At 69.5% G+C, this 12,372-nt stretch carries 11 protein-coding genes; 3 read left to right on the forward strand and 8 right to left on the reverse strand.

Annotation, left to right across the window (positions count from 1 at the left end):
• Window positions 1-5 precede the first annotated feature (5 nt).
• Window positions 6-839, forward strand: coding sequence for an amino acid ABC transporter ATP-binding protein (locus tag ACWFR3_RS34935; protein WP_453738708.1), 834 nt, complete (start codon window positions 6-8; stop codon window positions 837-839).
• Window positions 840-951: 112 nt separating this feature from the next.
• Here the strand turns inward: ACWFR3_RS34935 and ACWFR3_RS34940 are convergent, their stop codons facing one another.
• The 7 genes from ACWFR3_RS34940 to ACWFR3_RS34970 all read right to left on the reverse strand — a co-directional run bounded on the left by ACWFR3_RS34940 (window position 952) and on the right by ACWFR3_RS34970 (window position 7,881).
• Complete coding sequence (locus tag ACWFR3_RS34940) at window positions 952-1,689, reverse strand: YoaK family protein (RefSeq protein WP_453738709.1); 738 nt, start codon at window positions 1,687-1,689, stop codon at window positions 952-954.
• Entirely contained in the window at window positions 1,670-2,206 is a 537-nt protein-coding gene (locus ACWFR3_RS34945; RefSeq protein WP_453738710.1) for a DoxX family protein, read from the reverse strand. The genes ACWFR3_RS34940 and ACWFR3_RS34945 overlap by 20 nt, the downstream gene beginning before the upstream one ends.
• A gap of 47 nt (window positions 2,207-2,253) precedes the next feature.
• Window positions 2,254-2,916, reverse strand: a complete 663-nt coding sequence (locus ACWFR3_RS34950) for a hydrolase (RefSeq protein WP_453738711.1) — start codon at window positions 2,914-2,916, stop codon at window positions 2,254-2,256.
• Between the two features lie 94 nt (window positions 2,917-3,010).
• Window positions 3,011-4,900, reverse strand: a complete 1,890-nt coding sequence (locus ACWFR3_RS34955) for an amidohydrolase (protein WP_453738712.1) — start codon at window positions 4,898-4,900, stop codon at window positions 3,011-3,013.
• Window positions 4,901-5,241: 341 nt separating this feature from the next.
• Window positions 5,242-5,901 (reverse strand): FMN reductase, encoded by a 660-nt coding sequence (locus tag ACWFR3_RS34960; RefSeq protein ID WP_453738713.1) that lies wholly within the window; start codon window positions 5,899-5,901, stop codon window positions 5,242-5,244.
• Window positions 5,898-7,004 (reverse strand): LLM class flavin-dependent oxidoreductase, encoded by a 1,107-nt coding sequence (locus ACWFR3_RS34965; protein WP_453738720.1) that lies wholly within the window; start codon window positions 7,002-7,004, stop codon window positions 5,898-5,900. The genes ACWFR3_RS34960 and ACWFR3_RS34965 overlap by 4 nt, the downstream gene beginning before the upstream one ends.
• Window positions 7,005-7,302: 298 nt before the next feature.
• Window positions 7,303-7,881, reverse strand: coding sequence for a Dps family protein (locus tag ACWFR3_RS34970; RefSeq protein ID WP_453738714.1), 579 nt, complete (start codon window positions 7,879-7,881; stop codon window positions 7,303-7,305).
• Between the two features lie 235 nt (window positions 7,882-8,116).
• On the opposite strand from ACWFR3_RS34970, the gene ACWFR3_RS34975 reads away from it, so the two are divergent.
• Together ACWFR3_RS34975 and ACWFR3_RS34980 are read left to right on the forward strand one after the other, a co-directional pair.
• Window positions 8,117-9,484: a dihydrolipoyl dehydrogenase family protein gene (locus tag ACWFR3_RS34975; protein WP_453738715.1), complete on the forward strand. Its 1,368-nt coding sequence runs from the start codon at window positions 8,117-8,119 to the stop codon at window positions 9,482-9,484.
• 50 nt (window positions 9,485-9,534) lie between these two features.
• Window positions 9,535-10,662 (forward strand): low temperature requirement protein A, encoded by a 1,128-nt coding sequence (locus ACWFR3_RS34980; protein WP_453738716.1) that lies wholly within the window; start codon window positions 9,535-9,537, stop codon window positions 10,660-10,662.
• Between the two features lie 229 nt (window positions 10,663-10,891).
• On the opposite strand, the gene ACWFR3_RS34985 is transcribed toward ACWFR3_RS34980, so the two are convergent.
• Complete coding sequence (locus ACWFR3_RS34985) at window positions 10,892-11,863, reverse strand: alpha/beta hydrolase (RefSeq protein WP_453738717.1); 972 nt, start codon at window positions 11,861-11,863, stop codon at window positions 10,892-10,894.
• Window positions 11,864-12,372 lie beyond the last annotated feature (509 nt).

The following is a 12,372-nucleotide window of genomic DNA, read 5'->3' on the forward strand; positions in this document are numbered from 1 at the left end:
GCACCATGAAGTTGGACAAGACACCCGATGCGCCCGCACCTTCGGGCCAGGCGATCGAGGTGCGCGAGCTGCGCAAGTCATTCGGCGATCTGCAGGTGCTCAAGGGCATCGACTTGACGGTCGGGCGCGGCGACGTGGTCTGTGTCATCGGCCCCTCGGGCTCCGGCAAGTCGACCCTGCTGCGCTGCGTCAATCTCCTGGAAGAGCCCACGTCGGGCACGGTGACGGTGGCCGGCACGGAGGTCACCGACCCCGATGTGGACATCGATCGCGTACGCCGTCGGATCGGCATGGTCTTCCAGTCCTTCAACCTCTTCCCGCACCTCACGGCACTGGAGAACCTGACCATCGCGCAGCGCCGCGTGCTGCGGCGCAGCAAGGAGGAGGCGGAGCGCATCGCGCGGGCCAACCTCGCGCGGGTGGGCCTCGTCGACAAGGAGCAGTCCTATCCGGCGCAGCTCTCCGGCGGCCAGCAGCAGCGGGTCGCGATCGCCCGTGCGCTGTCCATGGACCCCGAGCTGATGCTCTTCGACGAGCCGACCTCCGCGCTCGACCCCGAACTGGTCGGGGACGTACTCGCGGTGATGCGCTCGCTCGCCCGGGAGGGGATGACGATGCTGGTCGTCACCCACGAGATGAGCTTCGCGCGCGAGGTCGCCGACCGGGTGGTCTTCATGGACGACGGAGTGATCGTCGAGGAGGGCACGCCAGAACGTGTGGTGGGTGACCCGCAGCACGAGCGGACCCGCCTTTTCCTGGCGCGCGTACTCGATCCTGCGGCGGCGGAAATGGGCGAGGTCCCGGACACCGGACCGCGCGAGAGACGCGCGGACCGCTGAGCGCACCTCGGGACCGGTTATCCGGGTGGAGAACGGCGAGCATGGCGAAGTGAGCGGCCAGGAGCAAGCACCTTGCGGCGCCCGTAGCGGTCGGTCGGCACGCCAGAGAGCTTCATGCCGCGGGCCTGGTCCAGGCGGGGGCGGAAGCCGACAGGCGGTAGGCGGTCACCGAGGTCACGATGAGCAGCAGCAGGACAAGAACCAGGATGTGGAGGAGTTCGGCGTGCCCCAGGAGCAGGGCTCCGACCAGGGCTCCGAGGAACATGGCGAGCACGGAGAGAATACGTCGGCCGGGCCGGGGGGTGGGCCCGCCGGCCGGGGAGGAGTCCGCTGCCAGTCCCGTCAGGGTGAGCGTCAGGACGGTGGTGGTCAGGTCCGGGACTCCGAGACGTCGTGCCACGGCGTTCTGCATGCCCATGGCGATACCGAGCAGCACGATCAGGGTGTAACGGGCCGGGCTTGTCACCTCGCCGTGTGCGAGGGCCAGCGCGCCCACTGACCCGGCGACCAGTACGGCCTGGAGGGCAGTGGTCGTGGTCAGGAGCCGGCCTCGGTGCGCGGCGAACCGGGTGCCGAACCGCCCTCCCGCCAGCGCTCCGACCAGGAAGGACACCATCGAGACGATGGACGCCGATACGGACAGGCCGGGCGCACCTGCCAGGGCGAAGCCCAAAAAGACCACGTTGCCGGTCATGTTGGCGACGAAGACCCGCCCGAGAGCCAGATAGCTCACGGCATCAATGAGGCCGGTCACCACCGTCAGCACCAGCATCAGAGGCGGCAGGGGTCCGTGCCGGTCGTCCTTCGGGGGGACCAGTGTGTGGGCGGCGTCAGTCAACAGCCTTCGCATGGCCCGTCCTTTCCTTCGTCGTCCCGCTGCTCAGTGCGGGATCGTTCAGCAACGTGCGGGTGAGCAGTCCGCTGATCAGGCCGATGCCGATCGCTGACATCGAGACCCACAGCGGCCAGGGGGCCGGCCCGATGAGGTGGTCGAGAGACCAGCGCCCCGGGCCGGTGAGGGCCACGGCTGCAGCGGCGGTAACGAGCACCAGCGGGTACTCGTAGCCGTCGTTCTGCACCCACAGCCCCTTGTGCCGCTTGACGGTGCCGGCCACCGTCATCACTCCCGTGGCGGCCATGGCTGCCAGGGGAGTGAGGAGGCCGGCCGCCAGGAACAGGCCGGCCCCGATCTGGCTGCCGCCCGCGGCGAGGGCGGTGAGTCTCCCGCCGCGGAAGCCGTCCCGGCGGAACTCCTCGGTTCCGCCGGCCAGGCCGTTGCCTCCTAGTCGGTAACTGACCTTCTGCACTCCGTGTCCGGCGATGAGGAGTCCCACCACCAGCCGGAGCACCAACAGTCCGCTGTCCATCGTGCTGTGCCCGTTCCTGACGTCCGTCGTCGATCGTGTGGGGCGCGTCAGCCGGCGGCGTGCTCGCCGATGACGGCCTGTGCGTAGACGACCCCGAGACCGTAGGTGCCGCCGTGCTCCTTCACGACGTCCATGACCGGCAGGTACGTCTCGGTGCGAGCCCAGTCGCGCTGCAGCTCGAGGAGCACCTGCACCCAGGTCACCGGCACCACACCGGCCTGGACCATCCGCTGGACGGCGTGCTCATGAGCCTGCGGGCTGACGCCGCCGGACGCGTCGGTGACGACGTAGACCTCGTAGCCCTGAGCGAGCGCGGACAGGGCAGGCAGGACGACGCAGACCTCGGTCCACAGGCCGGCGATGACCAACTTCTGGCGGCCGGTGGCCTTGACGGCCTCGACGAAGGCCTCGTCCTCCCATGCGTTCATCGTGCTGCGGTCGACGATCTTCTGATCGGGGAAGACGCCCGCGAGCTGCGGCATGAGCGGGCCGGAGAAGGACTCGGCGGCCACGGTGCTCAGGACCGTGGGAACGTCGAAGACCTCGGCGGCCTTCGCCAGGCCCACCGTCGCGTTGATGATCGCGGTGCGGTCGCCGCTGCCCGTGCCGAAGAACATCTGCGGCTGGTGGTCCACGAACAGCACCGCGCAGTTGTCGGGCGTCAGCAGATCAGGGCTGGGAGCAGCGGTGACCTCGGCGATGTTGACCATGAGAATGCCTTTCCGTCGAAGGTTGGCGGTCGCGGACGGTCGTCTACGACCAGGAGAGGAAGATCTTGGCGCCAGGTGGTGGCGTATGCCTGGCTCAGAAGGAGAAGCAGGGATCGAAGACCGGACTGTCGGTCTCGGGAACAAGTCCGCGGCGGGCGCGCCACTGGCGGTGCAGCTCCGACTCGGCGACGGCCTCGCCGAGGAGCTCGGCCTGGCGGACTCCCGACCTGCCCGGGACCGGTGTCGCCTGGTAGCCGCCGAAGTGCGCCACCGGGCTCCACTCCGGTGTCACCGGAGGCAGTAGTTCGTCGACGCCCTCGTACTCGCCGGCGGCGTAGACGATGCGGCCGCCGACGACCGTCAGCAGGGCCTCGATGCGCGCGATCTCCGCGTCGGGAACCGTGAAGTAGTCCTCCGACAGCACGGTGAGATCCCCGAGGAAGCCCGGGCGCAGGACGCCCTTGCGTTCCTGCTCGCCGGTCAGTGCGGCACCGGCCGTGGTGAACATCTCCAGTGCCGTTTCCCGGTCGACCCGGTTGTGCGGCGGGTGGATGGTCAGATCGCCGACCGTACGGCCGGTGACCAGCCAGTGCAGGGCGATCCACGGGTTGTACGAGGAGACGCGGGTGGCGTCGGTGCCCGCACCCACGGTCAGGCCACGGCCCAGCATCGCCCGGATCGGCGGTGCGTCCGCGGCGGCTCCGACCCCGTAACGGCGGACGAACGCCTCGCCCTGGAAGGACAGCCGGTTCTGCACGGACATGGCCCCGCCGAGGGCCACGATGCGGTCGAGGCTGTCGGCCGACACGGTCTCCGCGTGGTCGAACAGCCACCGGTTCTGGCCGGGGAAGAGACCCTCCGCGGCGAGTCTCTCGAACACGGCCAGATCGCGGCGGATGGTCTCGTCGTAGGTGGCGTGCAGGCGGAAACCCCAGCCGTTCTCCATGAGCAGGCGCACGGCCTTCTCGAACTCCACCTCGTAGTCGGGGGCGTGTTCGGGTCGTGGCTCGGCGAAGTTCTCGAAGTCCGCCGCTGCCCAGGTGAGGTTCTCGCCGGCGCCGTTGAGGCGGAGCCATTCGTCTCCGTCCCCGGGCCGGACCGTGTCGATCCAGCGGGTGAGGTCGTCGATCTCCTGGCCGGCGGTCTGGGGGAACAGATGGTAGGCGATGCGCAGGGAGAGCTCGCCCTCCCTGGCCAGTTCCGTGACCGTCTCGTAGTTGTCGGGGAAGTTCTGGAACCCGCCCGCCGCGTCGATCGCTGACGTGAGTCCGAAACGGTTCAGCTCCCGCAGGAAGTGACGGGTGGACGTCTTGCGGTGTTCCTCGTCAAGGACCGGCGCCTTGGCCAGGGTTGAGTAGAGGATCAGGGCGCTCGGGGCCGCCAGCAGCATGCCCGTGGGGTCGCCGTCACGTCCCCGCATGATCTGCCCACCCCGTGGATCGGGGGTGTCCTTGTCGTAGCCCGCGGCCTTGAGCGCCGCGCGGTTGAGGATCGCGGACTGGTACAGGTGCAGCACGAAGACCGGGGTGTCCGGGGCAGCGGCGTTGAGTTCCGCGACCGTGGGCAGCCGCCGTTCGGCGAACTGCTCGGCCGACCAGCCACCGACCACCCTGACCCACTGGCCCTTGGGGGTGCGGGCCGCCTGCTCCCGCAGCATGGCCAGGCCCTGGCGCAGCGTGCGGACGCCGTCCCAGCGGAGCTCCAGCACGTAGTTGAGGCCACCGCGGATCACGTGCAGGTGGGCGTCGTTGAGACCGGGGATCATTCTGCGGCCGAGCGCGTCGACCACCCTGGTGGCGGGACCGACCTGTTCGGCCACGTCCTTGTCACTGCCGACGACAGTAACGACGCCGTCGCGGATGGCGATCGCCTCGGCCTGCGGGAGACGGGGATCACCGGTATGGATCTTGGCATTGCGGACGACGAGGTCCGCCGCGTCGTCGGTGTCGCGGGGAACCAGCCCACCTACCGGCATCGTGGACATCGTTCGACTACCTCCTGCGGGGCGTACAGCGTGTGATGTGCGTCAAGACCGCGCGCACAAGCGGGATATGGACGTCGGCGAGGTGCACGAACTGCCGTGCTGCGGCTGCTTCGCCAGTCACGCTATGCCGGTTGGTCCTGACCCGGTTTCCGGCGAGCGCACTGCGATTTGCCTGGCAGCGCACGGACATGCCCGGCCTGACCGACCCCGGCAACACCGACGTTCGGACGGAACGCAGACGGGATCGGCAGCAGCAAGAACCCCGGTACCCCGTCCCACTTCCTCGTCAGCGGCGATCGTTCGGGATGTCGGTCATCGCCGAGGGAGCGCTTCGCGCCAAGTCATTCTTCCGAGGTATGGCGCGCTTGGTCAGGGCCGGGAACAGGGCTGAGCGCGGCGAGCCTTTCCTCGAACGGCGTGACGTACTCGAAGGAGTCTCGCCGGCGCGAGGGGAGTGTGGTGGACAGCCCGGCCATGAGCGCCGCCAGTTCCCCGGCCGCGCGCTCAATACGCTGTCCGAGTCCCTCCGCGCCCCAGTCCTCCGAGGCGGCGTACACGCCGGTGGGGACGACGACCGCCTTCAGGTAGGCGAAGAGCGGCCGCAGCGCGTGCTCAAGGACCAGGGAGTGCCGGGCGGTGCCGCCGGTGGCGGCGATCAGGACGGGCTTGCCTGCGACGGCTCTGTCGTCGGTGGCGCCGAGGGCGTCGAAGAAGGACTTGAACAGCCCGCTGTACGAGGCTGAGAACACCGGGGTGACGACGATCAGGCCGTCGGCCGCGCCCACAGCGTCGAAGGCGGCGGACAGCTGCTGCCCGGGGAAGCCGTTGGTGAAGGTGTGCGCGATCTCCTCGGCAAGGTCACGCAGTTCGATCACCCGGACGTCGGCAGGGGCGGGTTCCGGTGCGGTCGCGGCCGGCGCGGCGGCCGCCGCGAGGCGATCGGCGAGGAGCCGGGTGGACGACGGGACGCTCAGTCCGGCCGAAACGACGACGAGCTTCATGCCGCGGTTACCTCTTCCCGGTTCTCCGTGGACTCCTTGGCCGCCAGCAGGGACGCGTGGGTCGGCGCATCCGGCACGCTCGCCGGACGGTTCTTGGCGAACTCCTCGCGCAGCACCGGCACGACCTCCTCGCCGAGCAGATCGAGCTGCTCCAGGACGGTCTTCAGGGACAGCCCGGCGTGGTCCATCAGGAACAGCTGGCGCTGGTAGTCACCGGCGTAGTCGCGGAAGGCGAGCGTCTTCTCGATCACCTGCTGCGGCGAGCCGACCGTGAGCGGTGTCTGCTGGGTGAAGTCCTCCAGCGACGGCCCGTGTCCGTACACCGGCGCCTCATCGAAGTACGGCCGGAACTCGCGGACCGCGTCCTGGCTGTTCTTGCGCATGAACACCTGGCCGCCGAGGCCGACGATCGCCTGCTCGGGCGTGCCGTGCCCGTAGTGGGCATAGCGGGCCCGGTACAGCTCGATCATGCGCTTGGTGTGGTCGGCGGGCCAGAAGATGTTGTTGTGGAAGAAGCCGTCTCCGTAGTACGCGGCCTGCTCGGCGATCTCCGGGGAGCGGATGGAGCCGTGCCAGACGAAGGGCGCGACCCTGTCCAGCGGACGCGGAGTGGAGGTGAAGCCCTGAAGCGGGCTGCGGAACTTGCCCTCCCAGTTCACCACGTCCTCGCGCCACAAGCGGTGCAGCAGGGCGTAGTTCTCGACGGCGAGGTTGACGCCCTCGCGGATGTCCTTGCCGAACCAGGGGTAGACGGGGCCGGTGTTGCCGCGCCCCATCATCAAGTCCACCCGGCCGTCGGCCAGGTGCTGGAGCATCGCGAAGTCCTCGGCGATCTTCACCGGGTCGTTCGTGGTGATCAGGGTGGTGGAGGTGGACAGCACAAGCCGCTCGGTACGGGCCGCGACGTAGCCGAGCATGGTCGTCGGTGACGAGGGCACGAAGGGCGGGTTGTGGTGCTCGCCGGTAGCGAAGACGTCGAGCCCGACCTCCTCCGCCTTGAGCGCGATGGCGACCATCGCCTTGATGCGATCGTGCTCGGTCGGTGTGCGGCCGGTGGTCGGGTCGGGCGTGACGTCGCCGACGGTGAAGATGCCGAACTGCATGCTCACGGCCCTGGGTTGTCCTTGTGACATCGGTAGTGTCCTATCGGATGTGAAAAGTAGAGTGCTTGCGTCGCTTCGGCCGATGCGTTGAGGTGGGCACAGCGGCTCTACCGCCTCGAAAGCCAGTGGGCGTTCAGGCCGGTGCTTGCCGGGGAACGCACGGGTCCTTGCCTGTCGAGGCAGCTCTGTCCGGCTTCCGCCTTGCCGGCGGTCGCACGGTGCTCCGCCCGGTACGAAGACGCCCGCCACCGCTGCATCGGCGGTTCGCCGGGGCAGCGGCACGGACGTCCTCGCCGGTTCAGGAGCGAACGAGGGGCGTGTCGACCAAGTGCTCGGCCAGGAACCAGGCCTGCAGTTCGCCCGTCCTCACTACCTGCGAGACCAGCAGGTCATTGGTTCCGTCGTCGCCCAGCTCGACGGTGCGTGCGGCGGCGTCGTGGGCCTCGACCAGGATGGTTTCGTGAGCCTCAAGGAGTCGCGAGAGCATCGCCGGCACCTGCTCCACACCATCCGGGGGCCGCGGAATGGAAGTGATCTCCGCGACGTGCCGGGGATCCCCTACCGCGACGCCGCCCAGCGACTGAACGCGTTCGGCGATGGTGTCCACGAGTTCCAGCTGTTCGCCCGCGTGCTTGTCAAGCACGAGGTGCAGTTGGTAGAAGGTTGCGCCGCGCATCAGCCAGTGGTGCTTCTTGTAGAGGCCGTAGAGGATCTGCGTGTCCGCCAGGACCTTGTTCAGACGCTGGCAGGAGTACATGCGGGCTTCGTATGACAGGCCGAGCGGGAACTGCTTGACGGTCCCGAAGTCCTGGATCACCTCGCCCTTCTGGTGCAGCCACGGCTGGCTGCCGCTCACGTGATGGGAGTTGGTGGTCATGGTCCGCCTCCAGCGGTGCTGTGCTGTGTGTACCCGAGTGACGCTAGGCGGCGAGACAAGACCGCATTGCCCGGCAGCGCATGCGGTGGTGCCCGTCAGCGCACGGCGTCTGCCACCCGTCACGGGTTTCGCTCTCGGGCCAGTTGTCGTGCACCGGAGGACTCATCGCCTCCACGCGGGCGTCTTAGCCTCGCCGGACAACTGCGCCCGGAGACGGGCGGAACGAGGAACGGCGATGAGCATGGACGAGCAGGTGGATGTGGTGGTCGTCGGTCTGGGGCCCGGCGGCGAGTACGTCGCGGGCACACTGGCCGAGGCGGGCCTTGACGTGGTGGGGGTCGAAGCGGAACTGGTCGGGGGCGAGTGCCCGTACTGGGCATGCGTGCCCAGCAAGATGATGATCCGGGCCGGGAATCTGTTGGCCGAGGCCGGCCGGATTCCCGGCCTCGCCGGTAAAGCGGAGGTGACTGCTGATTGGGCCAAGGTCTCCGCACGCATCCGCGACGAGGCCACCCACGACTGGAACGACCAGGTGGCGGCCGAACGATTGGTGGCCAAGGGCGGTCGGCTTGTCCGTGGAGCGGGACGTCTGGCGGGCCCTCGCCGGGTGACCGTCGGGGACCGCACCTTGCAGGCCCGGCTGGGTGTCGTGCTCGCTGCCGGAACCCGGCCCCGGATCCCGGGGGTGCCGGGTCTCGCACAAACGCCGTACTGGACGAACCGGGACGCGATGGCCGCGCGGGAACTGCCCGCGTCGATGATCGTTCTGGGGGGAGGCGCCGCCGGTGTGGAGATGGCCCAGGTGTTCGCCCGGTTCCGATGTGCCGTCACGGTGATCGAGGGGCAGGACCGGCTGCTGTCGAAGGAGGAGCCGGAAGCGGGTGAACTGGCCGCGCAGGCCCTTCGCACGGACGGCGTCCGTGTCCTCACCGGTGCGCGGGCCCGGCAGGTGGGCCATGACGGTGCCGAGTTCACCGTCCTGCTGGACGAGGGCGCGGAACCTCTGCACGCCGAGAGGCTGCTCGTCGTGACCGGACGTCATGCCGACCTGTCCGCACTGGCAGTGCATACGGTGGGGCTCGACCCCGCGGCGCCGGCCGTTTCCACGGACGGTCAGATGAGGGCCGCCGAAGGGCTGTGGGCCGTCGGCGACATCACCGGGCGGGGCGCCTTCACCCATGTGTCGATGTACCAGGCGGAGATCGCCGTCCGGGACATCCTCGGGCAGCCCGGTCCCGACGCCGACTACCGGGCGCTGCCCCGGGCCACCTTCACGGACCCCGAGATCGCAGCCGTGGGGCTGACCGAGCAGCAGGCGAGGGAACGGGGACTGCGGGTAGCCACCAGTGTGCTGCCCCTGGCCTCCTCCACGCGTGGCTGGATCCACGGGTCCGGCGGTGAGGGGTTCATCAAGCTGGTCGAGGACGCCGACCGCGGCGTGCTGGTCGGAGCGACGTCGGCCGGGCCCGCGGGCGGCGAGGTGCTGTACGGGCTGAACGTCGCCGTCCACGCCGAGGTGCCCGTCGACCGTCTCCGGCACATGATCTACACCTATCCCACCTTCCACCGGGCGGTCGGGACGGCATTGGGAGCCCTCCGCTGAGCCGCATGCAGGTGTCCCCGACCGTCCCCGCCGCTCGACGGTGGCGCACCATGGCAGGCCGTGACCCCGGAGAGCCGCACCGCTCCGCCACCCCGCTGGAGCTCTTCTTCGACCTGTGCTTCGTCGTCGCGGTGGCGCAGGCGTCGGAGGGCCTCCACGAGGCGCTGGCACACGGGCACCACCTGGCCGGTGTCCTGCGATTCGCGCTGGTCTTCTTCACCATCTGGTGGGCCTGGATGAACTTCACCTGGTTCGCCTCCGCCTACGACCCCGACGACACCCCCTACCGCCTTGCAGTACTGGTACAGATCACGGGCTCCCTCGTCCTTGCCGCCGGCGTCAGCCGCGCCTTCGAGGACGGGGACCTGCTCGTCATCACCCTCGGCTACGTGGTGCTGCGTACGGCGCTGGCCGCGTTGTGGCTGCGGGCCGCGTTCTCCGATCCTGCCCGACGGAAAGCCACGCTCCGCTTCGCGGCCGGAATCACGGTCTGCCAACTCGGCTGGGTCGCCCTGCTGCTTCTTCCCGCTGAGACCCGGCCGGCCGGGGCCGCGGTGATCCTCGCGGAGATCCTGGTCCCCGTCTGGGCGCAGTCGGCGGGAATGACCCCGTGGCATCCGCACCACATTGCCGAACGCTACGAGCTGTTCACCCTCATCGTGCTCGGCGAGTCCGTCGCGGCTGCCACAGTCACCGTGCGGGGGGCATTCGACCGGCACCAGGGCACCGGTGCGCTGTATGCGCTGGCCGCCGGCGGCCTGCTCATGGCCTACGCCATGTGGTGGTTGTACTTCGCCAAGCCCGCGCACGCCTTGCTCGCAACGACGCACCAGGCTCACCGCAGGCGGTTCGCCTGGGCTTACGGTCACTACTTGATCTTCGCGTCGGCCGCCGCGGAGGGAGCGGGCCTGGCCGCGTACGCCGATCACGTCACTCGCCATGCCGGCACCTCGTCGGTCGGCGCCGGACTGGCGGTCACCGTCCCGGCCACCGTCTTCCTGATCACGGTCTGGGCCGTACACCTCCGGCCGCACCAGCACCAAGTGAGCGAACGCGTCCCGTTCGTCGTCGCCGCGCTTGGCGTACTGCTTGCCGCATGGTCGCCGGCGCCCGCGCTCGTCGCCGGTGTGTTCCTGGGCGGGCTGGTCACGGTGGTCACCGTGCGACAGCGGCGATGAACTCCCCCTGTGCAAAAGCCGCGCGGGCACTCCCGAAGAGGAATGCCCGCGCGGCTGCGCGATATCGGTGACGATCCATCAGGTGGCCCGCGCGCACCGCGTCACGGATGGAGCCATCGAGGATGCACGCGGCACCCGGCGACCGAGCCGGGAAGCGTGCTCGGCAGTGCGTGGTGCTCCAGCTCCACGCTGACGCCGGACCGACTGCCGGCGTCAGCGAAGGCACCGGTCAGCGGTCGTGCAGCGCGGTGCGGAGCACGGAGACGGCCTGGCTGATTGCGGCTTCGGCGGCGTGGGTCTCACGCAGGGCGTTGAGCATGACGAAGTCGTGGATGACGCCCTGGTAGCGCACGGCCGTGACGGGCACTCCTGCCGTGCGGAGTTTGGCCGCGTAGGCCTCGCCCTCGTCGCGCAGGACGTCGGCCTCGCCGGTGATGACCAGCGCCGGCGGCAGGCCGGTCAGCTGCTCGGTGGTGGCGCGCAGGGGAGAGGCGGTGATCTCCGCACGCTGGTCTTCGTCGGTGGTGTACTGGTCCCAGAACCACTGCATGCCGTCGCGCCGCAGGAAGTAGCCTTCGGCGAACTGGTGGTAGGAACCGGTGTCGAAGGCGGCGTCGGTGACCGGGTAGAACAGGACCTGCTGGGCCAGCGGGATGCCGCCTCGCTCCTTGGCCATGAGAGTCAGGGCGGCGGTCATGTTGCCGCCGACGGAGTCTCCGGCCACAGCCAGCCGTGAACCGTCCAGCTCCTTGGCCGCACCCTGCTGGACGATCCACTGGGCGACTGCGTAGTTCTGCTCGATGGCCACGGGGTAGCGGGCTTCGGGGGAGAGGTCGTACTCGGGAAAGACCACGGCTGCTTCGGCACCGGTGGCGAGTTCCCGGACCAGACGGTCGTGGGTGTGTGCGTTGCCGAAGACCCAGCCTGCGCCGTGGATGTAGAGGATCACCGGCAGGGCGCCGTTGGTACCGGCCGGCTTGACGATGCGGGTCCGGACGCTGCCCGTCGGGCCGCCAGGGACGGTGATCCACTCCTCGTCGACGTCCGGCTCGGCGATGTCGCCGGACTGCACGGCGTCGACGGCCTTGCGGCCCTCCGCCGGAGGCAGGTCGAAGAGGTAGGGCGCATGGGCGGTCGCCTCGGCGAACGCGGCTGCGGCCGGCTCCAGGACCGGCTGAATCGGCTCGGCATTGTGGGACATGGGAACTCCTGGGACTGATGTGTGGTGCCGGTGTCTCCGGCGAGGCGTCTTTCGCGGACGGGTAGGTCCGCTGGGCCGTCTCCGGTGACGCTAGGGCTGCGGAGCCGCCTGCTGTTGCGCGTCGGTGTACCGGCTCTGACCTGATCGTGCACGGAAGACGGGTGCGGTGCACCGCGGGACGGAGGCCTTGCGTTCACCAGCAGCCGGACCCGGACCGACGGGCATGGTGTGACGGACGGGGCAGCCGGGGCAGGGTCCCTCGTGCACGTCCTCGCCGTCGTCCCGTCCGGTTCGGTCCGGAGCGGGTGCGGGATTTCTGCGGGCGGCGTTCGTCCCGCGGCACGGCTCACGGGCGTGCCGCAGAGGGCCGTTCACGACCCGGGGCCATCGGCCCGGCGGGCTCTCGAACGCGCGGGAGCGCCGTCGGGGTCCCCGTTGCCCGAGAAAAAAAACCCGCGAAAGGACCGCACGGCCCCAGGCGGGGCCGGCGGCGCGCCCAAATACACAAG

The organism is Streptomyces sp. NPDC055189 (assembly GCF_053606765.1).

Bases quoted from the DNA above. Each gene is read 5' to 3' on its own strand.
- ACWFR3_RS34960 (WP_453738713.1), bottom strand. From the start codon at position 5,901: ATGAAGCTCGTCGTCGTTTCGGCCGGACTGAGCGTCCCGTCGTCCACC.
- ACWFR3_RS34980 (WP_453738716.1), top strand. From the start codon at position 9,535: ATGGCAGGCCGTGACCCCGGAGAGCCGCACCGCTCCGCCACCCCGCTG.
- ACWFR3_RS34955 (WP_453738712.1), bottom strand. From the start codon at position 4,900: ATGTCCACGATGCCGGTAGGTGGGCTGGTTCCCCGCGACACCGACGAC.
- ACWFR3_RS34970 (WP_453738714.1), bottom strand. From the start codon at position 7,881: ATGACCACCAACTCCCATCACGTGAGCGGCAGCCAGCCGTGGCTGCAC.
- ACWFR3_RS34940 (WP_453738709.1), bottom strand. From the start codon at position 1,689: ATGCGAAGGCTGTTGACTGACGCCGCCCACACACTGGTCCCCCCGAAG.
- ACWFR3_RS34965 (WP_453738720.1), bottom strand. From the start codon at position 7,004: ATGCAGTTCGGCATCTTCACCGTCGGCGACGTCACGCCCGACCCGACC.
- ACWFR3_RS34950 (WP_453738711.1), bottom strand. From the start codon at position 2,916: ATGGTCAACATCGCCGAGGTCACCGCTGCTCCCAGCCCTGATCTGCTG.
- ACWFR3_RS34945 (WP_453738710.1), bottom strand. From the start codon at position 2,206: ATGGACAGCGGACTGTTGGTGCTCCGGCTGGTGGTGGGACTCCTCATC.
- ACWFR3_RS34975 (WP_453738715.1), top strand. From the start codon at position 8,117: ATGAGCATGGACGAGCAGGTGGATGTGGTGGTCGTCGGTCTGGGGCCC.
- ACWFR3_RS34985 (WP_453738717.1), bottom strand. From the start codon at position 11,863: ATGTCCCACAATGCCGAGCCGATTCAGCCGGTCCTGGAGCCGGCCGCA.
- ACWFR3_RS34935 (WP_453738708.1), top strand. From the start codon at position 6: ATGAAGTTGGACAAGACACCCGATGCGCCCGCACCTTCGGGCCAGGCG.